General features: G+C 61.4%; 27 protein-coding genes. 13 read left to right on the forward strand and 14 right to left on the reverse strand.

Features of this window, described 5'->3' with window-relative positions:
- Window positions 1-324: a DUF2025 family protein gene (locus AYR47_RS30760; RefSeq protein WP_033896266.1), complete on the reverse strand. Its 324-nt coding sequence runs from the start codon at window positions 322-324 to the stop codon at window positions 1-3.
- A 232-nt stretch (window positions 325-556) separates the two neighbouring features.
- Here AYR47_RS30760 and AYR47_RS30765 point away from each other — a divergent pair, with 232 nt between their 5' ends.
- Window positions 557-1,684 carry a glycerophosphodiester phosphodiesterase family protein gene (locus AYR47_RS30765; protein ID WP_033896267.1) on the forward strand — a complete coding sequence of 376 codons (1,128 nt, stop codon included), beginning with the start codon at window positions 557-559 and terminating at the stop codon, window positions 1,682-1,684.
- On the forward strand, window positions 1,685-2,338 hold the full coding sequence (locus AYR47_RS30770; RefSeq protein ID WP_033896268.1) for a helix-turn-helix domain-containing protein: 654 nt from the start codon (window positions 1,685-1,687) through the stop codon (window positions 2,336-2,338).
- Here AYR47_RS30770 and AYR47_RS30775 read toward each other — a convergent pair.
- Window positions 2,330-3,193, reverse strand: coding sequence for a sterol desaturase family protein (locus AYR47_RS30775; RefSeq protein WP_033896269.1), 864 nt, complete (start codon window positions 3,191-3,193; stop codon window positions 2,330-2,332). The genes AYR47_RS30770 and AYR47_RS30775 overlap by 9 nt on opposite strands.
- Window positions 3,194-3,345: 152 nt before the next feature.
- Here AYR47_RS30775 and AYR47_RS30780 point away from each other — a divergent pair, with 152 nt between their 5' ends.
- Entirely contained in the window at window positions 3,346-3,651 is a 306-nt protein-coding gene (locus AYR47_RS30780) for a PepSY domain-containing protein (RefSeq protein ID WP_033896270.1), read from the forward strand.
- 182 nt (window positions 3,652-3,833) lie between these two features.
- Window positions 3,834-5,006: a GAF domain-containing sensor histidine kinase gene (locus tag AYR47_RS30785; protein ID WP_033896271.1), complete on the forward strand. Its 1,173-nt coding sequence runs from the start codon at window positions 3,834-3,836 to the stop codon at window positions 5,004-5,006.
- Here the strand turns inward: AYR47_RS30785 and AYR47_RS30790 are convergent, their stop codons facing one another.
- The gene (locus tag AYR47_RS30790) at window positions 5,007-6,635 is read right to left on the reverse strand and encodes a methyl-accepting chemotaxis protein (RefSeq protein WP_061449313.1); all 1,629 of its coding nucleotides are present in this window, start codon (window positions 6,633-6,635) and stop codon (window positions 5,007-5,009) included. It lies immediately after the preceding gene.
- Between the two features lie 263 nt (window positions 6,636-6,898).
- Here AYR47_RS30790 and AYR47_RS30795 point away from each other — a divergent pair, with 263 nt between their 5' ends.
- Together AYR47_RS30795 and AYR47_RS30800 are read left to right on the forward strand one after the other, a co-directional pair.
- On the forward strand, window positions 6,899-7,921 hold the full coding sequence (locus AYR47_RS30795) for a transporter (protein WP_016978332.1): 1,023 nt from the start codon (window positions 6,899-6,901) through the stop codon (window positions 7,919-7,921).
- A 101-nt stretch (window positions 7,922-8,022) separates the two neighbouring features.
- The gene (locus AYR47_RS30800; RefSeq protein WP_061449314.1) at window positions 8,023-9,639 is read left to right on the forward strand and encodes an inorganic phosphate transporter; all 1,617 of its coding nucleotides are present in this window, start codon (window positions 8,023-8,025) and stop codon (window positions 9,637-9,639) included.
- Window positions 9,640-9,688: 49 nt separating this feature from the next.
- Here the strand turns inward: AYR47_RS30800 and AYR47_RS30805 are convergent, their stop codons facing one another.
- From AYR47_RS30805 to AYR47_RS30815, 3 genes are read right to left on the reverse strand one after another with little or no spacing between them, the layout of a single operon-like run.
- Window positions 9,689-10,663, reverse strand: a complete 975-nt coding sequence (locus tag AYR47_RS30805; protein WP_033896274.1) for a biotin-dependent carboxyltransferase family protein — start codon at window positions 10,661-10,663, stop codon at window positions 9,689-9,691.
- A complete protein-coding gene (locus AYR47_RS30810) occupies window positions 10,660-11,538 on the reverse strand; it encodes a 5-oxoprolinase subunit B family protein (RefSeq protein ID WP_061449315.1) in 879 nt (292 codons plus the stop codon). Before AYR47_RS30810 ends, AYR47_RS30805 begins: the two co-directional genes overlap by 4 nt.
- Window positions 11,539-11,595: 57 nt before the next feature.
- Window positions 11,596-12,354 carry a 5-oxoprolinase subunit PxpA gene (locus tag AYR47_RS30815; RefSeq protein WP_033896276.1) on the reverse strand — a complete coding sequence of 253 codons (759 nt, stop codon included), beginning with the start codon at window positions 12,352-12,354 and terminating at the stop codon, window positions 11,596-11,598.
- A 120-nt stretch (window positions 12,355-12,474) separates the two neighbouring features.
- Here AYR47_RS30815 and AYR47_RS30820 point away from each other — a divergent pair, with 120 nt between their 5' ends.
- On the forward strand, window positions 12,475-13,392 hold the full coding sequence (locus AYR47_RS30820) for a LysR family transcriptional regulator (RefSeq protein ID WP_016978327.1): 918 nt from the start codon (window positions 12,475-12,477) through the stop codon (window positions 13,390-13,392).
- Here AYR47_RS30820 and AYR47_RS30825 read toward each other — a convergent pair.
- Window positions 13,389-14,285, reverse strand: a complete 897-nt coding sequence (locus tag AYR47_RS30825; RefSeq protein WP_061449316.1) for a LysR family transcriptional regulator — start codon at window positions 14,283-14,285, stop codon at window positions 13,389-13,391. The two genes, AYR47_RS30820 and AYR47_RS30825, sit on opposite strands and share 4 nt — an antisense overlap.
- A 106-nt stretch (window positions 14,286-14,391) precedes the next feature.
- Between AYR47_RS30825 and AYR47_RS30830 the strand changes: the two genes are divergently transcribed.
- Together AYR47_RS30830 and AYR47_RS30835 are read left to right on the forward strand one after the other, a co-directional pair.
- Window positions 14,392-15,150: an SDR family NAD(P)-dependent oxidoreductase gene (locus AYR47_RS30830; protein ID WP_033896278.1), complete on the forward strand. Its 759-nt coding sequence runs from the start codon at window positions 14,392-14,394 to the stop codon at window positions 15,148-15,150.
- Window positions 15,151-15,200: 50 nt separating this feature from the next.
- Entirely contained in the window at window positions 15,201-16,106 is a 906-nt protein-coding gene (locus AYR47_RS30835; protein ID WP_033896279.1) for a LysR family transcriptional regulator, read from the forward strand.
- Here AYR47_RS30835 and AYR47_RS30840 read toward each other — a convergent pair.
- Window positions 16,093-16,533, reverse strand: a complete 441-nt coding sequence (locus AYR47_RS30840) for a multidrug/biocide efflux PACE transporter (protein WP_033896280.1) — start codon at window positions 16,531-16,533, stop codon at window positions 16,093-16,095. The two genes, AYR47_RS30835 and AYR47_RS30840, sit on opposite strands and share 14 nt — an antisense overlap.
- 88 nt (window positions 16,534-16,621) lie before the next feature.
- Between AYR47_RS30840 and AYR47_RS30845 the strand changes: the two genes are divergently transcribed.
- Window positions 16,622-17,476, forward strand: a complete 855-nt coding sequence (locus tag AYR47_RS30845) for a LysR family transcriptional regulator (protein ID WP_061449317.1) — start codon at window positions 16,622-16,624, stop codon at window positions 17,474-17,476.
- 10 nt (window positions 17,477-17,486) lie between these two features.
- Here the strand turns inward: AYR47_RS30845 and AYR47_RS30850 are convergent, their stop codons facing one another.
- On the reverse strand, window positions 17,487-18,329 hold the full coding sequence (locus AYR47_RS30850) for a LysR family transcriptional regulator (protein ID WP_061449318.1): 843 nt from the start codon (window positions 18,327-18,329) through the stop codon (window positions 17,487-17,489).
- A gap of 111 nt (window positions 18,330-18,440) precedes the next feature.
- On the opposite strand from AYR47_RS30850, the gene AYR47_RS30855 reads away from it, so the two are divergent.
- On the forward strand, window positions 18,441-19,166 hold the full coding sequence (locus AYR47_RS30855; protein WP_061449319.1) for an SDR family oxidoreductase: 726 nt from the start codon (window positions 18,441-18,443) through the stop codon (window positions 19,164-19,166).
- Between the two features lies 1 nt (window position 19,167).
- Here the strand turns inward: AYR47_RS30855 and AYR47_RS30860 are convergent, their stop codons facing one another.
- From AYR47_RS30860 to AYR47_RS30875, 4 genes are read right to left on the reverse strand one after another with little or no spacing between them, the layout of a single operon-like run.
- The gene (locus tag AYR47_RS30860) at window positions 19,168-20,376 is read right to left on the reverse strand and encodes an RNA polymerase sigma factor (protein ID WP_033896284.1); all 1,209 of its coding nucleotides are present in this window, start codon (window positions 20,374-20,376) and stop codon (window positions 19,168-19,170) included.
- Window positions 20,373-20,852, reverse strand: coding sequence for an SRPBCC family protein (locus AYR47_RS30865; protein ID WP_033896285.1), 480 nt, complete (start codon window positions 20,850-20,852; stop codon window positions 20,373-20,375). Before AYR47_RS30865 ends, AYR47_RS30860 begins: the two co-directional genes overlap by 4 nt.
- Before the next feature lie 34 nt (window positions 20,853-20,886).
- Window positions 20,887-21,231, reverse strand: a complete 345-nt coding sequence (locus AYR47_RS30870) for a YciI family protein (protein ID WP_061449320.1) — start codon at window positions 21,229-21,231, stop codon at window positions 20,887-20,889.
- Window positions 21,232-21,273: 42 nt separating this feature from the next.
- On the reverse strand, window positions 21,274-21,693 hold the full coding sequence (locus tag AYR47_RS30875) for a YybH family protein (protein WP_033896287.1): 420 nt from the start codon (window positions 21,691-21,693) through the stop codon (window positions 21,274-21,276).
- 149 nt (window positions 21,694-21,842) lie between these two features.
- Between AYR47_RS30875 and AYR47_RS30880 the strand changes: the two genes are divergently transcribed.
- On the forward strand, window positions 21,843-22,343 hold the full coding sequence (locus AYR47_RS30880; protein ID WP_061449321.1) for a GNAT family N-acetyltransferase: 501 nt from the start codon (window positions 21,843-21,845) through the stop codon (window positions 22,341-22,343).
- 60 nt (window positions 22,344-22,403) lie between these two features.
- Here the strand turns inward: AYR47_RS30880 and AYR47_RS30885 are convergent, their stop codons facing one another.
- A complete protein-coding gene (locus AYR47_RS30885) occupies window positions 22,404-22,886 on the reverse strand; it encodes a GyrI-like domain-containing protein (protein ID WP_033896289.1) in 483 nt (160 codons plus the stop codon).
- Between the two features lie 196 nt (window positions 22,887-23,082).
- Between AYR47_RS30885 and alaC the strand changes: the two genes are divergently transcribed.
- Window positions 23,083-24,300, forward strand: coding sequence for an alanine transaminase (gene alaC, locus AYR47_RS30890; RefSeq protein WP_033896290.1), 1,218 nt, complete (start codon window positions 23,083-23,085; stop codon window positions 24,298-24,300).
- Window positions 24,301-24,345 lie beyond the last annotated feature (45 nt).

Below are 24,345 nucleotides of genomic sequence, written 5' to 3' on the forward strand. Positions count from 1 at the left end.
TTAGCTCACCAGACTGCGCAACGCACTGATCTGCGGTATCTCCACCCGGCGCATATACACCCGCAACGGCTCGGTGATGTTGATGCGGTCGTCGATGTTCTGGTCCAGCAGCAATTGGATGCGCTCGCGGGACAGGGTCATGGTCTGCTCCGGGGCCGGCAGCCAGACGAATTCGGCGGTGGGGATGATGCCGTCATCGGCCACGTCCATGCCGAAGGCGTCTTCGCTGAAACGCACGATGTACTGGCCGGTCTTGCGGTTGAGGCCAACAAACCCGTGGAGTTGGTCGGCAGCCTGGCAGATAAGTTCGGAAGTGATGCGCATGGTAAACCTCACTGAAAAGTCCAACAGGGACTGGAAAGATGGTTTACACGCGTGGCGGAAAGTACCGCCCTCTAACGGGGCAGCTTCGGGCAAGAATACTGCAATGCCTGGCAAAAAATCCGAGAAAATTGAAGCCTGCGCACGTTAATGTCGGTTTGGTGATAGCGCCTTTCGCAATCAATTGTTAAAAAGGAGGCCTTCTCAAAGCTACCTCCACGAAAGGACTTCGCATATGCCTGTCACGTTTACCAAGAGCGCCCTGCTGCTCGCCCTGATGCTCGGCCTTGGCCAGGCACATGCGCAAGACCCGATCAGCCCGGCTGAATTGGCAACCAATGAAGGCATTCCGTACCCGGCCGTGATCGCCCACCGTGGCGCCTCCTTTGATGCTCCGGAATCCACCGCCGCCGCCTACAAGATCGCCCGCGACCTGGGTGCCGACTACCTGGAAATGGACCTGCAGCGCAGCAAGGACGGCGTGCTGTTCGCCCTGCACGACAACAACCTGCAGCGCACCACCGACGTGGCCACCAAGTTCCCGGATCGCAAGGACGCTCCGGCCAACGAGTTCACCTGGAAAGAGCTGCAAACCCTCGACGCCGGCAGCTGGTTCAACGCCGCCTACCCGGACCGTGCGCGCCCAGGTTTCGTCGGCCTGAAAATCCAGAGCCTGGACGACATCATCAAGATCGCCGAAGGCAACCCGCAGCACAAACCCGGCCTGTACATCGAAACCAAGGAGCCCAAGCAATTCCCAGGCATCGAAGCCGACCTGAAGAACAAGCTGCTCGACAAAGGCTGGCTGAGCTCCGCCGGTTCCAAGCTGGGCAAGAGCAACACTGGCGTCGGCCAGGGTAAGGGTCGCGTGGTGCTGCAAACCTTCGAAGTGGCCAGCCTGAAAGAGCTGCAGAAAGAAATGCCGAACACCCCGAAAATCCTGCTGCTGTGGGTGGGTGAAGGCAGCATCGAGCCGAAGAACAAGCAGACGTTCGCGGAGTCCGGCGAAACCACCAAGGCCGCCTACTACGCCAAGCAAGAGCCGAAAGACGCGGCCGAGTTCGAAAAGTGGGTCGACGAAGCCAAGAGCCTCGGCGCCATCGGCACCGGTCCCTCGGCTGAGCTGACCCACCACGGCGACCAGAGCTATTCGGACCTGGTTAAACCGGAGATGAACAAGCTGACCCACGACAAGGGCCTGCTGGTGCACGTCTACACCGTCGACGAGCCGGTGGACTTCGACAAAGTGATGAAGGCCGGCGTCGATGGCATCTTCACCAACCGCGCCGCCGAACTGCTGAAGTTCTACAAGCGCTGGCCGTCGTCCAGCGTGCAAGACCTGCTGAACGACTATAAGTACTGAGTGAAGGCCGAATGGTCAGGCCGCCTGTGGTTGGGTCGTGACTACGGCCTGATCCTAGGCGAGCTGGGGCGCACCGCGCCCCATGCGCACTACGCCGACCAACTGATGTGCTCCAAAGGCGCACCGATCACGGTCAGCCTCGATGGCCAGGTCACCACGGCCCATCGCCTGTTCATCCCGTCGCGACAGACCCACGCCATTCTTGAAACTCAAGGTGAGGTCTCGGTGCTGTACGCCGAACCGGCCGTGTTTGATATCGCCCCTTTGCTGCACCAGGACCTATCCCTGGAGGCATTGCGCCAACTCCCCCGACGCAGCCTGGATGATCCGCGCCTGGAGCGCGCCCTCGCCGCACTGGATCAACAGCTCAACGGCAAAGTGTCAGCCCAGGCCCTGGCCCAGGCCGCACACCTGTCATTGAGCCAACTGGAGCGACTGTTCGCCCACCAACTCGGTTTACCCGTGCGTCGTCTGGTGCTGTGGCGACGATTGCGCATCGCCCTGCAGTTGGCGCTTGCCGGAGGCACTCTGACCGAAGCGGCTCACGGTGCGGGTTTTGCCGATTCGGCGCATTTCTCGCGGACCATGAAGCAGCTGTTTGGCGTCACGGCGGCAGCCTCATTGCGCCAGCTGGATGTTCAACTGTTAACGTAAATCGTCCGGCAGTGACGGTTCCTTGCTCAAGCGAACCGGCCTGAAGGGATCACGCAACTGTGCCCCATAGCCCACCGGGAAATCCGGTCGCCTGCCAATCCCCAGATCCCCCGGCCCCATGCGATAGCGTTCGCGGTAATACGCCGTGCCCAGCAGCCAATCCCACAGGTTGAAGAACAGACCGAAATTCACATCCCCGGCGCGGCCATATTTCATGTGGTGAAACCGATGCACCGGCGCCCAGGCGAACACCCAGCGCAACGGCCCCAGGCGCATGTCCACATTGGAATGCTGCAACAGCAGTTGCAGGGCAATGGCCAACGCCAGCAACTGCGCCACGTCCAGGGGAATCCCCAGCAGGATCAACGGCAGCAACCCGGCCGTGGCTTCCAGCATCTGGTGCAGCGGATGCTTCATCAGCCCGTTGAAACCATACAACCGCTGCACGCTGTGATGCACCGCATGCAGTCGCCACAGCGGCCGGATGCGATGGCTGGCATAATGCATCAAGGTGATACCGGCATCGGCCAGCACGATGGCCATCAGCAGTTGTTCCCACAACGGCCAGCCACGCGGCCAAATGCCTTCGAACGCAAACAGCGCCGTGAGCCCCGGCAGGATCAACAAACCCAGCGCGTTCAGGCTTTCGTTGACCAGGGCGTGCAACGTATCGCGCCGACGATCGCCCAGGCTGCGATTCCAACGCGGTTCATAGGGCAACCAGTGTTCTGTCAGGAATGACACCGCGACCGCAATCACGAACAACACAATCAAGCTATCCGGCCGCCAAAGCGCGTAACCGAGAAACCCTAGCAGGAATGCAGGGGCGTAGAGCCAACTCACGAATCGTTTCATGCCGAGTCTCCTTTAAGTGAGTCTCCAGCATGAAATTCCGTGCGCGTGGCGGATTGAACAAACTGCGCAACCGCTTGAAATAATTAAGGGTGAATTAAGTTGCGCTGGATAACCTGATCCCACTTAAACAGCTCACCAGAAGGACACACACCATGAAAACCCTGACCGCTTTGTTCGCCGCTACTGCTCTGACCCTGACCGCTGGCCTGGCCCAGGCCGATGTTCGCCCCGACCAGATTCCAAGCCTGTTGCAGTCCGGTGCGGTGAAGCCTTTCGAGCAGCTCAACAAAGACGCCCTGGCCAAACATCCCGGCGCCGTGATCAACGACACCGAGCTGGATAACGAAGCCGGCCGCCTGGTCTACGAAGTCGACCTGACCGACACCACCGGCAAAAAGTGGGACGTGAAGCTCGACGCCAAAACCAGCGAAGTGCTGGAAAACAAACTCGACACTTGAGTTCGCCTACTCAAAAAACCGCGCCACCTCAGGGTGGCGCGGTTTTTTGTGCGCGCTCGTCGGCAAGCTGTAGGAAATGCACCTTGGAGACGAATGAAATTACCCCCACACAGTACAAGGCCGTTAGACTCTTAAATTACAGCCAAGGCATAACGCCATTGCACCCGAACAGGGACCGTTACATGGGGCTAAAAGCCGCCGACATCGCCACTATCGGGCGTATCAGCGCCGTACCGGCCATGCTCAAGGTGATCAGTGACATGACCGGCCTGCGGTTTGCCGCTGTTGCTCGCGTGACGGAAGACACCTGGACGGCCTGCGCGGTGCTCGACAGCCTGGGTTTCGGCCTGGGTGTGGGAGGCGAGCTGGACCTGACCACCACGATCTGCCACGAAATCCGCGGTTCACACGTGTCCGTGGTAATCGACAAAGCCAGCGAAGACCCGCTTTACCACGACCACCACACGCCACGTATCTATCAGTTTGAAAGCTACATTTCCGTGCCGGTGTTCCGCACCGATGGGCGCTTCTTCGGCACCATCTGCGCGCTGGACCCCAACCCCGCGTCACTGCGCAGCAGCACCATCCAATCGACTATGGAGTCGTTTGCACGCGTGCTGTCGCTGCAGATCGAAGCTGAAGAAAGCCAGCAACAAACCGAAGCCGATTTGCAGGAAGAACGTGGCACCGCCGAATTGCGTGAACAATTCATCGCGGTGCTCGGGCACGACTTGCGTAACCCGTTGTTCGCCATAAACTTTGGCGCTGAGCGACTGCTGCGCAAACACCCCGACCCCGCCTCGGACAAGATCGTGCGGCATATCCTCACCAGCGGTCGGCGAGCGGCGCAACTGGTGGAAGACGTGCTGGATTTCGCACGCGGGCGCATGGGCAGTGGCATTCCCTTGAGCATGGGTGATTGCCAGGGCTTGCAGGCTGCGTTGCAACATGTGGTGTCGGAGGTGCAGAGCGTTCATCCACAACGCGAAATTGTTGCGCATATCGGCGAACTTCAAGGGCTCAAAGGTGACCGGGAGCGACTGGCGCAACTGCTCTCCAACCTGGTCGCCAACGCCATTCACCACGGCAGTCACGATGGCCCGGTTGAAGTCACGGCAAGGGTCGAGCAGTCGCAGTTCACGCTGACGGTGAAAAACCCGGGGCAGATCAGCGCACAAGCCCTGCCGCGATTATTCCAGCCCTACGCGCGGCCGGTTACCGATGCGCCCCAAGCCGGGCTCGGCCTGGGGTTGTACATCGTCAAGCAGATTGCCGATGCCCACGGTGGTGAGCTAAGCGTGTCCACCACCGAGCAGCACGGCACCGTGTTCACGTTCAGCTTGCCGACCGCTTGATCAGGCGCCAAGGCGCGCCGTCACCTCATTCAACTCACCTGACAGCCCGCGTAGGTTGTGACTTGCCGCTTCGGTACGCTTGACGTTATCGAGATTGGCCGTGGCCACGGTGGTGATCTGCGTGATGTTGCGCGAGATGTCCTCAGCCACCGAGGTCTGCTCTTCGGCCGCCGTGGCGATCTGACGATTCATGTCGCGGATCGCCTCCACTGCCTGGGTGATGTGCGCGAGCATGGCGCCGGCCAGTGTGACCTTCTCCACGCTCTCATCACTGCACGACTGGCCACTCACGATGGCTTCAGCCGCATCCACCGCGCCGGTCTGCACCGCTTCGATAATCCCATTGATCTCGATGATCGACGCCGCCGTGCGTTGCGCCAGGCTGCGCACTTCATCGGCCACCACCGCAAAACCCCGGCCGGCTTCACCCGCGCGTGCGGCTTCAATCGCAGCGTTGAGCGCCAGCAGGTTGGTCTGTTCGGCAATGCCGCGAATCACTTCCAGCACCTTGCCGATGCGCACGCTGTCGGTTTCGAGACGGCGGATGATGGTGCCGGTGTTAAGGATCTCGTTGCGCATCTGGCCGATGGTGGCAATGGTGACTTTCATCACTTCACCGCCTTCGCGGGCTGAGTGATCGGCCTCGTCCGCCGCGCGTGACGCACTGGCGGCGTGGCGCGCGACTTCCTGGGCGGTGGCCGACATTTCCGTCATGGCCGTGGCCACTTGGTCGGTACGGTTGAATTGATCGTTGGTGCCCGTCGCCATCTGCCCGGCGATGGCATTCAACTCGCCGCTGGCGCTGACCAGGTCGGTAGCACTGCGCTGCAAACGGCTGAAGGTTTCGGCCAGGAAGTCACGCAAGGTATTCGCGGCAGCGGCCAGGTGGCCCAGCTCATCCTGACGACGGCTGGCAACACGCTCGGCAAAGCGACCATGACTCAGTTGCGTCACGTAGTCGATCAAACCACGGATCGGCAGGATCAGGTTGCGGTTGATCAGCCACAGGCTGAACAGTCCGATCAACACACCGGACAACAACATGATCGCCAGCCCCACCAGCACGGTGCGTTCGGCATAGGCGCTGATGGCCTTGGATTGCTGGCTGCCTTGTTCGCGCAGGTCGCCGACCAATGCACTCATCTGCTCACTGGCGGCGCGATCCACACCTTTTACCGCGGTGTCGCCGGCCGTTGCATCGCCACCTGCGGCCACATAGGCATCGCGGCCCTTCTGGTAAGCCACGCCGAGTTGCTGGTGTTCCTGACGCAGGGTTTCAATGCGTCGGCTCAGGCTCGGGTCGCTGCTGGTCTGGGCGACCAACCGGGTGAGGATGCCTTGAACATCGCGCTGGCGGTCCTGGAACTGGCCCCAGTATTTCTCCATGTCCTGGGGCTGTTTGCCGCGCAGCAGGACGTTTTTCCATTCTTGCACCTGCACCTTGAATTGCAGGTTGGCCTCGTCAATCAGCTGTGAAGTCAGCAGCGGCCCATCGATCAAGCTGCGATAGCTCTGCACCCCGTTGGACAAAAAGTTGAAACAGGCCAGGGCGATCAACAGCATCGCCAACAGGCTGCCACCGAGCAGCGACAGGATTTGTGCTCTCAAGGAGGTTCGCAAAACATTCATCGGGGAAAAGCCTCGATACAAGGAATTGGTGCATGCACGCCTAACGTCCTTGTCATCAAAAGGCACCGCCCATCCACAGCGGTTCTTGATGCCCTGAATCGGCCGAATTAGAGCCTTCTTGAACAGTTCCTGACAGACGGTCAAATAAATGTCATCGCAACGAAATAAATTCAAAACCGTCACAAAACTGTCAATTCCCCTTGCAATGATTCGCGCATGCGAACCTGTGAAACCTCCTACAGGCGCTTTTTCTGCGAGCCCTCATGAACCACAGCATCGATCACAGCCACCAGGACTCCGACCTGTTTGGCTTGCTCTACGGTTTTCGTTTTCGCCCAGGGGAAAAGGGTGAGCAGATAGATTCGGCGGCGGCGCTCCAGGCGTTGCGCCAACCGGGCGACCCGGAGGAGTTTTTGTGGCTGCACCTGAACCTCGCCCACGCCGCGTGCGAGCGTTGGATGCAGGCCCACCTGGACCTGCCGGAAGAATTCTTCGAAGCCCTGCATGAAGGCTCGCGCTCCACGCGCATCGAACACGTCGACTCGGCCTTGCTGGCGGTGGTCAACGACGTGGTGTTCAACTTCAGCAGCATGGTCTCGTCGGACATTTCCACGCTGTGGGTCTGCGCCCGCAGCCGCCTGTTGATCAGCGCACGCCTGCAACCCTTGCACTCGGTGGACAAGTTGCGCTCATCGGTGAAGGCTGGCGAAAGCTTTCGTTCGCCGCTGGCCTTGCTCGTGCATTTGCTGCGCGACCAGGGTGAAGTACTGACCCAGATCGTGCGCAAGACCAGCATCAGCGTCGACCATATCGAAGACCAGTTGCTGTCCTCACGCCTGTCCACCAACCGTGCCGAACTGGGCGCCGCACGCCGGGTGCTGGTGCGCCTGCAACGCCTGCTGGCGTTGGAGCCGGGCTCGCTGTTGCGCCTGCTCAACCGCCCGCCGCAATGGCTGCAAAAGGAAGACGTGAAGGAGTTGCGCAAATCCACCGAGGAGTTTGCGTTGATCATCAACGACCTGATGGCCCTAGGTGAACGCATCAAGCTGTTGCAGGAAGAAATCGCCGCCAACCTCAACGAGCAAAGCAACCGCACGCTGTTCACCCTCACGGTGGTGACGGTGCTGGCGCTGCCGATCAACATCATCGCCGGTTTTTTCGGCATGAACGTGGGCGGCGTGCCGCTTTCCCAGGACCCGGAAGGCTTCTGGATATTGGTGGCATTGGTCGCAACCTTTACCCTGATCGCCGGGCGCTGGGCGTTCAGGAAGCGCAAGGATTACTGACCAGCGGCCGGTTCAATCACCTAAACACTGATATATGGCAGCATCTCTGTAACATCTTGCAATGATCATGAACGACATCCTCCCAACATGGATGCTCCGGCATGGCCACCCCTTCCCTGACTGCCTCCACCCACGCCTCACCTGCAGACCCCAAACCCAGGCTGGACAAGAAACCCGGCCTGGTGACGGTGATCATCTTCTTCGCCGTGCTCGCCATGGGCCTATTGTTCACCGCCTACAGCCTGATGCATGACATGCACGAAATGGGCGCCCAACTCACCACCTGGACGCCCTTTTTGCTGCTCGGCGTGGCGCTGTTGATCGCCCTGGGCTTCGAGTTCGTCAACGGTTTCCACGACACCGCCAACGCCGTGGCGACAGTGATCTACACCAATTCGCTGCCGCCGCATTTTGCGGTGGTGTGGTCGGGCTTTTTCAACTTCCTTGGCGTGCTGCTTTCCAGCGGTGCGGTGGCGTTCGGCATCATTGCGTTGCTGCCGGTGGAGTTGATTCTGCAGGTGGGTTCTTCCGCCGGTTTCGCGATGATCTTTGCCCTGTTGATCGCCGCGATCCTGTGGAACCTCGGCACCTGGTGGCTGGGTTTGCCGGCGTCGTCGTCCCACACGTTGATCGGCTCGATCATCGGCGTCGGCGTGGCGAATGCCTTGATGCACGGGCGTGACGGCACCAGCGGCGTGGACTGGAGCCAGGCGATCAAGATCGGTTACGCCTTGCTGCTGTCGCCGCTGATCGGCTTTGCCTTTGCGGCGATGCTGTTGCTGGCCCTGCGCGCGTTCGTCAAGAATCGCGCGCTGTACAAGGCACCCAAAGGCGACACCCCGCCACCGTGGTGGATTCGCGGCCTGCTGATCGCCACGTGCACCGGCGTGTCTTTCGCTCACGGTTCCAACGACGGGCAGAAAGGCATGGGCCTGATCATGCTGATCCTGGTGGGCACCTTGCCGATGGCCTACGCGCTGAACCGCACCATGCCCGCCGAGCAGTCGTTGCAGTTTGCGGCGGTGGCCGAAGTGACCCAGGTCGCCCTGGTGAAAAGTGCGCCGCAAGCACTGGCCGGCGACCCGCGCCCGATCCTCTCGACCTACGTGCGCACCAAGGAAGCCACGCCGGAACTGGTCCCCGCCCTCGCCGCCCTCGCCGGGCAAATCGGTGATGAAGTCAAAGGCTACGGCTCCCTGGCCAAAGTGCCCGCCGAAGCCGTAGGCAACGTGCGCAACGACATGTACCTGACCAGCGAAACCATCCGCCTGATGGACAAGGGCAAGGTCGGCAATTTCGACGCGGATACCCAGGGCAAGCTGCAACTGTTCAAGCAACAGATCGACAGCTCCACACGCTTCATTCCACTGTGGGTGAAGATCGCCGTGGCCATCGCCCTCGGCCTGGGCACTATGGTGGGCTGGAAGCGCATCGTGGTCACCGTCGGCGAGAAGATCGGCAAGACGCACCTGACCTACGCCCAGGGCGCTTCGGCGGAAATGGTGGCGATGCTGACCATCGGCGCGGCGGACATGTATGGGTTGCCGGTGTCGACCACCCATGTGTTGTCGTCCGGTGTCGCGGGGACGATGGTGGCGAATGGCGGTGGGTTGCAGATGCGCACGATTCGCAACCTGGCGATGGCGTGGGTGCTCACATTACCGGCTGCGATTCTGCTGTCAGGCAGCCTCTACTGGCTGTTCACCAAACTGTTCTGACACAACACCGAGCAAAATGTGGGAGCTGGATTGCCAGCTCCCACACTTTTTAGCCGGCGAACAACCCCGACATCATCTTCAACCGCTTCTTGTACACCCGCCGCGCCTCCAACGCCTCTTCCAGCGTCACCGCCACAAACCCCGCCCGCTGGTTCGGCTGCATCTGCCCGATCAGGTCCAGGTCGGCGCTGATCACCGTGCCTATCATCGCGTAGCCTCCGCCCGACACTGCATCCCGGTGCAACACTATAGGTTCCAATCCTGCCGGCACCTGGATCGAACCAATCGGGTAGCAACTGTCGACGATATTCGACGGATCAGACCCCGCGCCAAACGGCTGCTCCCGTGGCTGGAAGCTCAACGCACTGCCGCCCTTGAAGCGATAACCGATGCGGTCGGCTTCGGAACCCACGGTCCAGGGTTCGGCAAAGAAGCTGCTCTTGGCGGCATCAGTGAGGCGCTCGTAATACAGCCCCGGCACCACACGCAGGGTCACGTCGCCGCCCACTGATCGGCGCAGTGCCATCGGCAGACTGTTGCCCGCCCGGCCCGTGCCACTGGCTGTACCGATGGGCAATTCATCGCCTTCCTGCAAGCGCCGCCCGCTAAATCCGCCAAGCGCGCCGAGGGTATAAGTCGAGCGGCTGCCGAGCACCAACGGCACGTCAATGCCACCGGCCACCGCAAGATAAGTCCTCGCGCCCGCCTTGGGAAATTCAAAGCGCAACACCTGCCCGGCGCGCACCTGGAACGCGGTGTCCTGGTGCACCACTTCACCGTCCAGGCGCGGCGACATCAAGGCGCCGCTGAGGGCTACCAGCGCGTCTTGCTGGAACTCCAGATCGGGGCCGATCAATGTGCATTCCAGGCCCGCCGCGCCGACTGGATTGCCGACCAGGTGGTTGGCCGCACTCAACGCGTATTGATCCAATGCACCCGACGGCGGGATGCCCAGGTGGTAATAGCCTTCGCGGCCAAGGTCCTGCACAGAGGTGGCGAGGCCGGGTTTGAGGACCTTGATCATGCCAGCGCCTCCTGCAGGGATTTCGGATAACCGATGGGGTCGGCGAGAAAAGCATCGAGGGAAAATTCCACAGGGCGGATGCGCAGGTCGAAACGTCCTGCGTCGACTTCGGCAACGGCCAGGTCATAGGCGTCCCGATCAATGGGCTTGAACTGCACAATATCGCCAGGACGGAAGAACACCATGTGTTCCTTGAGGTAGGCCAGTTGCTGCGCCGGGTCGTAGATCGGCGCCGGGGTCACGCCGAACATCTGGTAACCGCCGGCACCGCGTACCGAGTAGATGCAACCAAAACAGCCGCCATGGCCAAGAGTCAGTTTGGGCGTGTCGGTGCGTGGCCGCAGGTACTTGGGCACCTGCAACTGCCGTTCGCGCTCGACCATCTGGAACATGAACGGCAGGCCCGCCACGAACCCGACCATCGACACAAACCACGGCGCCCCACTGTGAGCGGCAATGAACGCCTCCACATCGGCCAGCCCGTTGATGCGCGCAGCGTACTCCAGGTCCGTACCGCTGGGGTCTTGATGGCGGTCGCGAAAACGCATCAGGGTCTCAAAGGTCCACGGGTCGTTGTACAGCACCGGGATTTCGATGATGCGTGTGTGCAAGGTGCGCTCAGCCACGGCCTGGGCTTCGGCGGTCTGCACCGCATCAAGCAGAACGTGGGGTGCGATGCGGTCGGGGTCGAAGCGGATCTGGAACGACGCATTGGCCAGGCACACATCCAGCACGCCTTCCAACGCCAGGCGCTCCACGGCACGGGTCACCGCCATGCCTTTGAAAAAGGCCTCCAGGGACATGCTGTCGCTGACCTCGGCAAACAGGTGTTCATCGCCGCCGAAGCTGTAGCGGATGGGGGATGTTTCAGCCATGTCTGTTCCTCTTGGAATCATTGTAGAAAGGCAGGCGAAAAAATTGAGGGATCGTTTTTATTGGGGTGTTTTGACGGTGATGCCCGCTCGGTCCAGCGCTTCGCGGGTCGCCTCTACCAGCTCAAGGGCACCGGGGGTGTCGCTGTGCAGGCAGATGGAATCAAATTCTATAAACAGGTCTTCGCCTTCCACGGTTCGCACCAGCCCGGTCTGACAAGCCCGCAGGACACGCGCTGCCACCGTCGCAGGATCCAGCGCTCGCACAGTGCGGGTAAACACGATGGAGCCGGTCAGATCGTACTCACGGTCGGCATAAAACTCCCGCACCACCGGCTGCCCCAACTCCTTGGCCACGCGCCAGATCACCGAGTTGGGCATGCAGTACAACAACAGCGTCGGTTCGATGATTTGCAGGTTCTGCACCAGCAGCCGCGCCGCTTCTTCATCACGGGCCAGGTGCATGTACAGCGCGCCATGGGGCTTGATGTGTTGCAGGGTCACGCCTTGGGCGCGGGCGATTTCCCGCAGGGCGCCGAGCTGATAGAGCATATCGTCCACCAGTTCCTGGGCCGGTGCGTTGATGTGGCGACGGCCAAAACCGACCAGGTCCCGAAAGCCCGGATGCGCGCCGATGGCCACGCCCAGTTGCTTGGCGCGCTCGACAGTGCGGCGCATGGTGCCGGGGTCGCCGGCATGGAAGCCGGTGGCGATATTGGCCGAGCTGATGTAGGCCATCAGCTCCGCGTCGACGCCATCGCCGATGGTCCAGGGGCCAAAGCCTTCACCCATGTCCGAGTTGAAATCCACTGCCTGCATCAAAGTCGCTCCGCCTAAGTGATGGACGAAAAGTAGGCTGCGGCTTGACCCCTTGGGAAGATCTATTATCAGATGGCCCATCTTCTGAAAATCAGATAGCCCTATGTTTTGGAGAGGCCGATGTCCCTCACCTTGCGCCAAATTCGTTATTTCGTCGCCACCGCCGAAATCGGCCAGATTTCCCAGGCGGCCATCCACCTGAACATCTCGCAATCGGCGGTAACCACGGCGATCAAGGAGCTGGAGGCGATGCTCGGCGTGCAGCTGTTCGTGCGTTCGGCCCAGGGCATGAACCTGACCGACGCGGGCCGGCATTTTCTCAACCGTGCCTACGTGATCCTGCGCAGTGTCGATGACGCGCTGAACAGCCCGCTGCCCGACTACCGCGCCCGTGGCGTGCTGCGCTTGGCGGCCAGTTACACGGTGCTCGGTTACTTCCTGCCGCACCACTTGCAACGCCTGGAACACTGGCACCCGGACGTGACCATCGAAGTCTTCGAACAGGAACGCCAGGCCATCGAACAGGGTCTGCTCGACGGCCAGTTCGACATGGCGGTGGTACTCACTGCCAACCTGACCCACCCGGATATCGTCTCGGAAATCCTGTTCAATTCAGAGCGCCGCCTGTGGCTGCCCAGCCATCATCCCTTGTGCGAACGTGGCGCCGTGAGCCTGGCGGATGTGGCCCAGGAGCCGTATATCCTGCTCACGGTTGACGAGGCTGAACACAGCGCCATGCGCTATTGGGAACAGGCCGGGCAGACGCCCAAGGTGCGCCTGCGCACCAGTTCGGTGGAGGCGGTGCGCAGCATGGTCGCCAATGGCAGCGGCGTGGCGATCCTGTCGGACCTGGTGCACCGGCCCTGGTCCCTGGAAGGCAAACGCATCGAAACGCTCACGGTCACCGATCCAGTGACGCCGATGAGCGTGGGTCTGGCCTGGCACCGCGAGCGCGCGTTTACCCCGGCAATGCAGGCGGTGCGCGATTATTTCCACGACGCGTTCCTGGCGCCGCAGCAGTTGTCGGCACGGCGCTAGAGGTGGGCTTGCAAGGTCGCCGCTAACCAGTCCATGAACACTCGCACCCGCAACGGCAAATGCCGCTGGCCGGCGTAGAGCAATGACACGTCCAGCGGCGGCGCCGGGTAATCCGGCAGCACCGCCACCAGTTCGCCATTGGCCAACAAGGTGCGAATCCCCAGCAGCGGCACCTGGGTAATGCCGAAGCCACCCAGGCACGCCGCCTGGTAGGCATCCGTGCTGTTGACGGTGACACGCCCTGCCATCGGCACCCGCAGTACCTTGCCGCCCGCCTGATATTCAAAGCCGGACGAACGCGCGCCCAACGGCCGGACGTAATGCACCAATTGATGATCCGCCAAGTCCGCCAGGGTCTGCGGCACGCCATAGCGTTGCAGGTAGGCCGGGCTCGCGCAGTTGACCATCGGCATGCTGCACACCCGGCGTGCCACCACGGTTTGATCGGGCTGGGCGCCCACCCGCAACACGCAGTCGAAGCCTTCGGCGATCAGGTCCACCTGGCGGTCCGAGCTGCTGATTTCCATCTGGATCAGCGGATGGCGCTCCATGAACAGCGGCAAGTGCGGCAGGATCATGCCGCGCGCCATCACGTTGGGCATGTCCACGCGAATCCTGCCGGTCAGCTGCGCCTCATCCTGGCGAAACAACCCCTCCAACTCTTCCATGTGCGCCAGCAAATCCTTGCTGCGCTCATACAGCACACGGCCATCCTGGGTCGCCTGCACCTTGCGCGTGGTGCGTTGCAGCAAACGCGCGCCGAGCAATTCCTCCAGCGCCTGCACGTGCTCCGACACGGTAGAACGCGGCAGGCCCAGGCTCTCGCCGGCCTGGGTGAAACTCGACAGTTCGGTGACGCGCACAAAGGTGCGCAGCAGCTCAAGCTTGTTCATGGGATTGTTCGCCTTATCCGGCCAGTGATTCCGGTATAGCGCTGTTTATCACGTTATGGGCGAATAAATACACTCGCTGCCACTGATCACCTGAGAGGACCGCACCATGACCCGTAAAATCGCACTCATCACCGGCGCCAGCCGTGGCCTGGGCAAAAGCGCCGCGTTGCACCTGGCGGCACAGGGCGTTGACATCATCGGCACCTACCACAGTGCGGCAGCTGAAGCCCAAGCGGTGGTCGAGCAGGTTCAGGCCCTGGGTGGCCGCGCCGCCATGCTGCAACTGGATGTGAGCCAGAGTGGCAGCTTCGATGGTTTTGTCGGTGAAGTCGGCCGCTTGCTCAAGAATGTATTCGCACAGGATCACTTCAACTTTCTGATCAACAACGCCGGCATCGGCGCCCACGCCAGTTTTGCCGAGACCACCGAAGCCCAGTTCGACCAACTGGTGGCGATCCACTTCAAGGCACCGTTTTTCCTCACGCAAAAACTGCTGCCGCTGATCCGCGATGGCGGGCGCATCATCAATATCTCCAGCGGCCTGGCACGGTTCAGTCTGCCGGGGTATGCGGCCTATGCCTCGATGAAAGGCGCCGTGGAAGTGCTGTCGCGCTACCAAGCCAAGGAACTGGGCCCGCGCGGGATCACCGTGAACACCCTGGCTCCCGGCGCGATTGCCACCGATTTCAGCGGCGGCGCGGTGCGCGACAACCCGGATGTGAATGCAATGGTGGCCAACAACACGGCCCTGGGGCGCGCCGGTTTGCCGGACGACATCGGCGGGGCGATTTCCACGCTGCTGGCCGATGGCAGCAACTGGATCACCGGCCAGCGCATCGAGGCCTCGGGCGGCATGTTTCTCTGAACATTCTGCGCTAGCATCCATGCCTTCAGATCACTGACAGGCAATCACCGATGAGTTTTGATCCAGGTTTGGCCGGCGGCATGGGCGTATTGGCCGCCGTGGTCGACAGCGGCAGTTTCGCCCGCGCCGCCGACAGCCTGGACATGACCCCGTCGGGGGTCAGCCGGGCGATTTCCCGTCTGGAAAAACGCCTGGGCATCCGCCTGTTCGATCGCACCACCCGTTCAGTGCAATTGACCGACGAGGGGCGACGTTTCTACCAGGAAATCGCCCCACTGCTGGCCGGCCTCGAAGACGCCGCCAACGCCGCTGCCGACAGTGCATTGACCGTGCGCGGGCGCCTGCGGGTGAACATCGACCCGTACTTCTCGCGGCTGGTGTTGGGCCCGGTACTCGGCGACTTCATGCGCCTTTATCCGCACCTGCAACTGGACCTGCACACCCGCGACCAACTCGGTGACCTGGTGGCCGACGGGTTCGACCTGGCGATTCGCTTCGGCATCCCGCAATCCTCCTCGTTGATCGCCCGCAAGCTCATGGAAGTGCGCGTGCTGACCCTGGCCTCCCCGGCCTACCTTGAGCAGTACGGTCGCCCCACTGTCCCGCAAGACTTGGAAACCGGGCACATGTGCCTGGACTTTCGCGACTCGCAAACCGGTCGTCCGTTTGCCTGGGAATTCCACCGTCCCGGCGAAAAACTGATCGTGCGCACCAATGGTCGCCTGGTGGTCAACGATGCCAGCACCTTGTACAGCGTGTGCGAACACGGGCACGCGGTGGCGCAGATGCTCGACCTCGGGCTGGCGCCGGCGCTGAAGGCCGGCGAGTTGGTGGAGTTGTTTGCGGATTGGCCGGACGAGCGTTTTCCGTTGTACGCGTACTACCCGTCGCGGCATTTGCCCGCCGCCAAGGTGCGGGCGTTCCTGGATTTTGTCGCCGGGCTCAAGCTTGGCTAGGCAGGCGCTGCTGTACGATTTTTTCCCGGATCACGTCATACCCCCAGTGATACACGTAGGTGTACGGCAGGAAGAACAGCAGCACGCCGATATCGAGCATAAACGCCTGCATCAGGCTGATGTTGAGCCACGCCGCAATCAACGGCACCGCGACGATGATCAGTCCGCCTTCGAACATCAGCGCATGCAACACCCGCGTCCAACCGCCACCCGAGAGTTGCAGGCGCACCTTGAGGCGGTCGAACAGGCTGTTGAAAATGATATTCCAGGTCAGCGCCAACAGGCTCAAGCCCAGGGTCACCGCGCCCATTTCCAGGGCCGGCCGCCCGGTGATCCAGACCAGCAGCGGTGTACAGATCAACAACGCCAGGCCTTCAAACCCCAGGGCTTGGCAAACACGTTCAGTAATCGACTTGGTGGGGTGCATGACCCTTCTCCGTGAGTGACGATGGTTGCCATGATTACCCTTTGAATCGATACTTCATAACTAATAACCATCGATCAAGGCGATAGTCATGGCCTCCCACGAAGTGCTGCAAGCGTTTGTCCAGGCCGCGACCCAAGGCTCCTTTTCTGCCGCAGCGCGCAAGCTGGGCAAGAGCCAGTCCACTGTCAGTGCGGCAGTGGCGAGCCTGGAGATTGACCTGGATGTGGTGCTGTTCGACCGCAGCAGCCGCAAGCCGACACTGACCCCCGCCGGGCATGTGCTGCTGCAACGCGCCGAGCAGGTGCTGGAGGCGAGCAGTCGTCTGGAGTTGGCCGCGAGCCAGTTGGCCCAGGGGTTGGAGCCGAAGGTGACGATCGCCATGTCAGACACCTACCAGTCGGAACGTTTTGAGCTTGCGCTCAAGGCGTTCGAACAACGCTACCCGGACCTTGAACTGGAATGGCTGATCGCCGAGTGCGAAGACTTGATCGCCCTGGTGCAGAGCGGCCGCGCACAGATTGCCTTGATCGAAGCCCAGGCGGTTTACCCGCCCGACCTGACTCGCTCGCCCGTTGCCGAACGCACGGAGATCGCGCTGTTCGTCGCACCCGGCCACGCCTTGACCCGCATAGAGAACATCGACCCGCAAGCCTTGCAGCAACACCGTGAACTGCGCCTGGCCAGCATCATCAGCCCCAACGAAACGCGCCCCTCGGGCCGTGTGTGGTCGGCACCGAGTTTTCTGATGTTGATGGAGATGGCGCAACTCGGCTTTGGCTGGGCAGAGCTACCGCGTTGGTTGGTGGAGCGTTTTGGCAACGCCGGACTGGTTGAACTCAACGTCCGGGGTTGGCCCCGCTCGGTGGCGGTGGATGCGCTGTGGTCGCGGCAGCACCCACCGGGGCCGGCTGGCAGCTGGATGATGAGCCAGATGCTCGAATAATCCGCAAGGGTTATGCGGCCGACAATTGCGGCGGGCGGTTGTTCTGGAAGTATTCGTGCAAGGCACGCAACGCAGGCAGCTCCAGGGCTTGCGCGGCGAAACACAGTCCGACCCGACGCGTGGGTGCCGGCAAATGCCATTCACGAATCACCACACCGGCCCGCTCAACCGCCAGCGACAGCGGCAACATCGCCACGCCCACACCAGCCGCCACCATATGCAACGCCTGGGTCAGCGAACCGGCGTGCCCGGCCACCGCTTGTGGCGAGCGACCGTACAAGGCCATCAAGCGTTGGTGTGAATCGTGTTGTGGGCAGGTGATCCAGTCTTCAATCGGTGCCCAGGCCTGCTCCTTTCCCGATTGCGCCATGGGGTGCGCGGCAGGCAACACCATCACGTAGGACTCTTCCCAAAGTGGCAGGAACAGTTCGTCCTCACAGCACATTTCCTCCACGGCCAGGCGTCCTTCGCCTTCGCAGCCTTCCTGCAAAGTCAGCAACAAGCCCGGCAGGCCTTGGTGCGCCATGCGCAAGAAGGTTTCGATCTGGCTGTCGGCAATATCGCCTTCCACACCCAGTTCCAGGGCGATGCGATTTTCGCGTCCGCGAAACAAGCGGCTCAACGCCTCGGCTTCGGCCACCATGCGTCGCGCCTGAGGGTACAGCACACGCGCCTCGGCACTCACTTCCACACCCCGTGGCTGACGCACGAACAACGCCACGCCCAGCTCGTCTTCCAACTGCTTGATCGTCACCGACAACGTCGGCTGGCTGATAAATAACCGCTGGGCTCCCGCAGTGATATTGCGCTCTTCAAAGACTGCAAGAAATGCCTTGAGGTGACGAACATCCATAGCTTAATCCGATGACTGACAGAGAAATAAGGCATTTTTCAGCCTTGGCGACGGTAAATATACTGCGCCCACGATCCAGTTATCGATTTTTCTTATCTCAGGAGTTCATGCATGAGCAAGCCATTGATCATCATTACCGGCGCCAGCTCCGGTATCGGCGAAGCCACCGCCCGCCTGTTGTCGGCCGCCGGCCATCCGTTGTTGCTGCTGGCGCGTCGCATTGATCGCCTTAACGATCTGGGCCTGCCGAATTCCTTGAACCGTGGTGTCGACATCACCGACCGCGCGGCCCTGGTCGCCGCCGTGCAAGAAGCCGAAGCCCAGTTCGGCCCGGCCGATGCGCTGATCAACAATGCCGGCGTCATGCTGCTGGGCGCGGTCAGCGAGCAAGACCCGGCGCAGTGGGAACAGATGCTGGATGTGAACGTAAAAGGCCTGCTCAACGGCATCCACGCCGTGGCCGGCAGCATGGTTGCGCGCCAAAGCGGCACTATCATCAACGTCAGCTCGGTGGCGGGTCGCAAGACCTTCCCGAATCACGTGGCATACGTCGGCACCAAGTTTGCCGTGCATGGGATTTCGGAAAACCTGCGCGAAGAATTGTCGCCCAGCAACGTACGCGTCATCACCATTGCCCCAGGTGCGGTGGAAACCGAATTGCTCAGCCATACCACCGATGAAGCGATCAAGACCGGCTATCAGGCGTGGAAACAGGACATGGGCGGCACCGTGCTCAGCGCCGATGACGTGGCCTCGGCGATCGCCTATGCCTACCAGCAGCCGCAGCATGTGTGCATTCGCGAAATCGTATTGGCCGCCACCCGCCAGCAGCCTTGATTCAGAGTTCGGCCAAACGCTTGTCGATAAACCTGCGTTCGGGTGCTTGCTGGGTCAAGGCCAGCGCCCGTTCGTAGGCGACTCGTGCCTCTTCGACACGGCCCAATTGCCGGTAAAACTCCCCGCACGCCGAGTGCGCCAGGTGGTAATCCAGCAACTCGCCACGCGCCAGAATCCCTTCTATCTGCTGCAATCCCGCCAAGGGCCCATCGCGCATGGCGAGTGCCACGGCGCGGTTCAGTTCGATCACGGCTGACGGCATCATCCTGAGTAACACATCATAGAGCCCGACGATCTGCGGCCAGTCGGTTTCACCCGCACTGGGCGCTTCGGCGTGCACCGCCGCAATTGCGGCTTGCAGGCAATACGGACCAAAGCGCCGTGCGCTCAATGCGTGCTCCACCAGTGCACAGCCTTCACCGATCATGGACATATCCCACAGCGAGCGGTCCTGTTCATCCAGCAGCACCAACTCTCCACTGGCCGAGGTGCGTGCCGGGCGACGGGATTCGTGCAGCAGCATCAACGCCAGCAGGCCCATGACTTCCGGTTCGGGCAGCAATTCCATCAACAATCGGCCTAGCCGAATGGCCTCACGGGTCAGATCTTCGCGGGTCAGGTCCGCCCCCATGGACGCCGAATAGCCCTCGTTGAACACCAGGTAAATCACCCGCAACACGCTCTCGAGGCGCTCGGGCAATTCGTCGCGGGATGGCACCTGGTAAGGGATCTTCGCCTCGCGGATCTTGCCCTTGGCCCGCACGATGCGCTGGGCAATGGTGGCCGGCGTGGCCAGGTACGCCCGGGCAATTTCTTCGGTGGTAAGGTCGCAGATCTCGCGCAAGGTCAACGCCGCCTGGGCATCGGCCGCCAACGCGGGATGGCAGCAGGTGAAGATCAGGCGCAGGCGGTCATCTTCCACGTCTTCATCGCTCCAGTCAGCGGCTTCCAGTGTATCGGCCTGCGCCTGCAACAACGGGGTGAAACGCGCCTGGCGGCGCAGACGGTCGATGGCCTTGAAGCGCCCGGTCGACACCAGCCAGGCGCGGGGATTGTCCGGCACTCCGTCTAGCGGCCAACGCTGCACCGCCACGAAAAACGCTTCGTGCAGGGCTTCTTCGGCCAGGTCGAAATCGCCCAGCAAGCGAATAAGCGTCGCGAGGACCCGGCGTGATTCGCCGCGGTAAATGGCCTCGACCGACAGGGTCAATCGCGCATGCCCTCGGTCACCAGGGTGACCAGTCGATCCAGGCTCTGGCCCCAGCCGTCATGAAAGCCCATGGCTTCGTGGGCCTGCTTGTCTTCGGCACTCCAGTGCATGGCGCGGGCGGTGTAAAGCGTCTTGTTGCCCTCGATTTCCTGCAACGTCACTTCGGCGGTCATGAACGGCTTGCCAGACGGAATCCAGCCCGGCGTGAAGGCATCGGTAAACACCAACCGCCGTGGCGCGACGATTTCCAGAAACACACCCTGGGTCGGGTATTCGGCGCCGTCCGGTGCGCGCATCAAGGTGCGAAACAGGCCACCAACCCACAGGTTCATTTCGCACTCGGGGGTGGTCATGCCATGGGGCCCCCACCATTGCTGGAGCAAGGCGGGTTCGGTCCAGGCACGGAACACACGGCTGCGCGGTGCATCGATCACGCGGCTGATGGACAATTCAAACTCGGCAGGTTGCGTAGACATGAGGTAAACCTCTTGAGTCTTAGGGTTGTTGTATTCAGAGATTCAATTCACGCACAGGGCGCACTTCCACACTGCCGACCCGGGCGGCCGGAATGCCACCGGCCACCTGGATCGCCTCATTCAAATCACGGGCCTCGATCAGGTAGAACCCAGCGAGCTGCTCCTTGGTTTCGGCGAACGGCCCGTCAGTGATCGACAGCTTGCCATTGCGCATGCGCACAGTGGTGGCGGTGGTCACCGACTCCAGCGGCTCGGCGGCCAGCATGCGGCCGCTGGCCTGAACCGACTGTGCGTAGGCGAAGCACTCCGGGTCTGCCGGGCTGTCCGGCGAGGTGTGCAGCACCTGTTCGTTGCTGTAGATCAGGCAGAGGTATTTCATGGGTTTCTCCGTTTTCGGACGACTGACTATAGATCGCGCGGGTCAAGGTTTCAGGTCGAACAGACCAGCGCCGGTTTCCATGTCGAACGGCGCGGACCAGTGTTCATGCACCACTTTCCATTGACCATCGATGCGCTGGTAGCCGGCGCTGACCCGCATCCAGCAGGTCTTGAGCACGCCGTCCGGGCCGGTGCCGCCGCAGTGGGCCAACCAGTGGGCGAAAGCGCTGTCTGCTCCGGCAACGATATGCAGCTCATGAAAGTCGAAAACGCCGGGGCCAGGGCAGAATTCCATGCAGGCCTGCCAATGCGCCTGGTACGCCGCCTTGCCTTTGAATTGCAGGGCGCCAACGGCGTCGAACGCGACGATATTGTCGGCGTAAAAGCTGACAATCTTCTCGACATCCTTGGCGGTGACGGCTTGTTTCCATTGGTCGATCAGGGTGTTGATGGCCGTGCTCATGGCGATACTCCTTGGGGTAGAAAACATCACGGAAGACACCCTTAGTCGAATGGCCCACCGGCCAATCGACAAGCCGCTTAAAAATAATTTCGCCCCCGGCAAACCCGCTAGAATCCACGCCTCTTTGTAGGATTTCGGATACGCCCCCGATGGAAACCCGCCTCGCCCTGTATGAGACGCTGAGCCTTGCGCAGAAACAGCAGCTCGACACCCTGCAAGTGCACCCCGAGCAACTAGCGTATTCCGGCGATATCTACTGTGCGCTGAACAGCCTGCTGGTCAATCCCCATCCTGACGCCATCAAAGGCTTCGCCCTGCTCGCCGACGAAACGCCCGTGGCCTTCCTGCTGCTCAAACGCCCGCCTTGCCTGCCTCACTGGGCGGATGAGCACAGCGCGACCTTGCATGCGTTGCAGGTGGATCGGCATCAGCAAGGGCGTGGCTTCGGCAAAGCCTGCCTGCAGGCGCTGCCCGCAGCGGCGTTGCAGGCGTGGCCGCAGATTCAGGGGCTGGAGTTGTCGGTGGACGCGGATAATGTGGCAGCGATGGGGCTGTATCTGAGGGCTGGGTGGGTGGATGGCGGAGAGGCGTATAAGGGGCGGATTGGGTATGAGCGCAGGTTGAGGTGGGTGTTTAACCCGGCCCCTTGATGTCACGTAAACATGACCTTCAGACGTCAATGTCCTGTTTACGTGACATCGCCTACGGCTTCAGCCTCTTTCGCCCACCGGCAACCAGATCTCCACCGTCCCGGTGCCCTTGCGCGCATCAAAATCCGCGCTGTAGCGCTCGAAATCCGCGCCCATCACCTTGTAGCCCGAGTGCGGCAGCCATTCGAACATGATCCGCTCATAGGTTTGCTCAAGCGCCTGCACCGGCCCGTAATGGGGGAACACGGCGTAGTTGAGCGGGGGGATTTCGATGACTTCGAAGTTGCCTGGCACATCGGCTTTGGTCGGGACTTCGACACCGGCCATGTAGTCGAACTCGCCGTGCTTGGGGTTGTGGCAAACGCCATAGGTCACACCGCCCACACGCTTCTTGATGTCCTTGATGCAGGTGTCGAACAACTCCCACAGTTTGGGGATATCCCCCACGGTGGCCTTCGAATAACGCCCTTGCACCCCGGCGATCACCAGGGCTTTACCCGCTTCCATGCGTGGCTCTAACGGTTGTTTTGTCTGCTGATCCATACGAACAGTCTCCTTCTTATGAGGGAACAAACCCGCATCGAGTATAGGGGCATATCCGCATTGGGCTCCATGCAGAAAATTTTCCTGCGCATCTGGACAACCGGCCATCATCGACCGTATTGTCTGCCCCGCAGGCCACCGCAGTGGCCGACGTCGCTCGGACGGTTCCGGGCGCTTACGTACTCTCGAGGCAACAATGGCAGACCAAGGTTCGCCGCGCCGCTTTGCGCGCATAGATCGACTCCCCCCTTACGTTTTCAATATCACGGCCGAGCTGAAGATGGCTGCGCGTCGGCGCGGCGAAGACATCATCGACCTGAGCATGGGCAACCCTGACGGCGCCACGCCGCCGCACATTGTCGAAAAACTCGTGCAAGTGGCCCAGCGTGAAGACACCCACGGTTATTCGACGTCCAAAGGCATTCCGCGCCTGCGCCGGGCGATTTCGCGCTGGTACAAGGATCGCTATGCAGTGGACATCGACCCCGAGTCGGAAGCCATCGTGACCATCGGTTCCAAGGAAGGCCTGGCGCACTTGATGCTGGCTACCCTTGACCAGGGCGATACCGTACTGGTGCCCAACCCGAGCTACCCGATCCACATCTACGGTGCGGTGATCGCCGGCGCCCAGGTGCGTTCGGTGCCGCTGGTGCCGGGCGTGGACTTCTTCGCGGAGCTGGAACGGGCGATTCGCGGCTCGATTCCCAAGCCGAAGATGATGATCCTCGGCTTTCCGTCCAACCCCACCGCGCAGTGCGTGGAACTGGACTTCTTCGAACGTGTGATCGCCCTGGCCAAGCAGTACGACGTGCTGGTGATCCACGACCTGGCCTACGCCGACATCGTCTACGACGGCTGGAAAGCCCCGTCGATCATGCAAGTGCCCGGTGCCAAGGACATTGCGGTGGAGTTTTTCACCCTGTCCAAGAGCTACAACATGGCGGGCTGGCGCATCGGTTTCATGGTGGGCAACCCGGAACTGGTCAACGCCCTGGCGCGCATCAAGAGTTACCACGACTACGGCACCTTCACCCCGCTGCAAGTCGCCGCCATTGCGGCACTGGAAGGCGATCAGCAGTGCGTGAAGGACATCGCCGAGCAGTACCGCCAACGCCGCAATGTGCTGGTCAAGGGCCTGCATGAGCTGGGCTGGATGGTGGAAAATCCGAAGGCGTCGATGTACGTGTGGGCGAAGATTCCCGAGCAATATGCCGCCATGGGTTCGCTGGAATTTGCCAAGAAGCTGCTGCTGGAGGCCAAGGTGTGTGTGTCGCCGGGGATTGGCTTTGGCGAGTATGGCGATGATCACGTGCGCTTTGCGCTGATTGAGAACCAGGACCGGATCCGCCAGGCGGTGCGGGGGATTCGCGGGATGTTCAGGGCGGATGGGCTGGTGAAGAAGACCAGCGAATAACGAAAAAAGGGAGCCCAGCGGCTCCCTTTTTTGTTTGCGCGGCGG

The organism is Pseudomonas azotoformans, from assembly GCF_001579805.1.
Lineage (GTDB): Bacteria > Pseudomonadota > Gammaproteobacteria > Pseudomonadales > Pseudomonadaceae > Aquipseudomonas > Aquipseudomonas azotoformans_A.

Coding starts and splice junctions, on each gene's coding strand:
- AYR47_RS30760 (WP_033896266.1), bottom strand. CDS start 324: ATGCGCATCACTTCCGAACTTATCTGCCAGGCTGCCGACCAACTCCAC.
- AYR47_RS30765 (WP_033896267.1), top strand. CDS start 557: ATGCCTGTCACGTTTACCAAGAGCGCCCTGCTGCTCGCCCTGATGCTC.
- AYR47_RS30775 (WP_033896269.1), bottom strand. CDS start 3,193: ATGAAACGATTCGTGAGTTGGCTCTACGCCCCTGCATTCCTGCTAGGG.
- AYR47_RS30780 (WP_033896270.1), top strand. CDS start 3,346: ATGAAAACCCTGACCGCTTTGTTCGCCGCTACTGCTCTGACCCTGACC.
- AYR47_RS30785 (WP_033896271.1), top strand. CDS start 3,834: ATGGGGCTAAAAGCCGCCGACATCGCCACTATCGGGCGTATCAGCGCC.
- AYR47_RS30790 (WP_061449313.1), bottom strand. CDS start 6,635: ATGAATGTTTTGCGAACCTCCTTGAGAGCACAAATCCTGTCGCTGCTC.
- AYR47_RS30795 (WP_016978332.1), top strand. CDS start 6,899: ATGAACCACAGCATCGATCACAGCCACCAGGACTCCGACCTGTTTGGC.
- AYR47_RS30800 (WP_061449314.1), top strand. CDS start 8,023: ATGGCCACCCCTTCCCTGACTGCCTCCACCCACGCCTCACCTGCAGAC.
- AYR47_RS30805 (WP_033896274.1), bottom strand. CDS start 10,663: ATGATCAAGGTCCTCAAACCCGGCCTCGCCACCTCTGTGCAGGACCTT.
- AYR47_RS30810 (WP_061449315.1), bottom strand. CDS start 11,538: ATGGCTGAAACATCCCCCATCCGCTACAGCTTCGGCGGCGATGAACAC.
- AYR47_RS30815 (WP_033896276.1), bottom strand. CDS start 12,354: ATGCAGGCAGTGGATTTCAACTCGGACATGGGTGAAGGCTTTGGCCCC.
- AYR47_RS30820 (WP_016978327.1), top strand. CDS start 12,475: ATGTCCCTCACCTTGCGCCAAATTCGTTATTTCGTCGCCACCGCCGAA.
- AYR47_RS30825 (WP_061449316.1), bottom strand. CDS start 14,285: ATGAACAAGCTTGAGCTGCTGCGCACCTTTGTGCGCGTCACCGAACTG.
- AYR47_RS30830 (WP_033896278.1), top strand. CDS start 14,392: ATGACCCGTAAAATCGCACTCATCACCGGCGCCAGCCGTGGCCTGGGC.
- AYR47_RS30835 (WP_033896279.1), top strand. CDS start 15,201: ATGAGTTTTGATCCAGGTTTGGCCGGCGGCATGGGCGTATTGGCCGCC.
- AYR47_RS30840 (WP_033896280.1), bottom strand. CDS start 16,533: ATGCACCCCACCAAGTCGATTACTGAACGTGTTTGCCAAGCCCTGGGG.
- AYR47_RS30845 (WP_061449317.1), top strand. CDS start 16,622: ATGGCCTCCCACGAAGTGCTGCAAGCGTTTGTCCAGGCCGCGACCCAA.
- AYR47_RS30850 (WP_061449318.1), bottom strand. CDS start 18,329: ATGGATGTTCGTCACCTCAAGGCATTTCTTGCAGTCTTTGAAGAGCGC.
- AYR47_RS30855 (WP_061449319.1), top strand. CDS start 18,441: ATGAGCAAGCCATTGATCATCATTACCGGCGCCAGCTCCGGTATCGGC.
- AYR47_RS30865 (WP_033896285.1), bottom strand. CDS start 20,852: ATGTCTACGCAACCTGCCGAGTTTGAATTGTCCATCAGCCGCGTGATC.
- AYR47_RS30870 (WP_061449320.1), bottom strand. CDS start 21,231: ATGAAATACCTCTGCCTGATCTACAGCAACGAACAGGTGCTGCACACC.
- AYR47_RS30875 (WP_033896287.1), bottom strand. CDS start 21,693: ATGAGCACGGCCATCAACACCCTGATCGACCAATGGAAACAAGCCGTC.
- AYR47_RS30880 (WP_061449321.1), top strand. CDS start 21,843: ATGGAAACCCGCCTCGCCCTGTATGAGACGCTGAGCCTTGCGCAGAAA.
- AYR47_RS30885 (WP_033896289.1), bottom strand. CDS start 22,886: ATGGATCAGCAGACAAAACAACCGTTAGAGCCACGCATGGAAGCGGGT.
- alaC (WP_033896290.1), top strand. CDS start 23,083: ATGGCAGACCAAGGTTCGCCGCGCCGCTTTGCGCGCATAGATCGACTC.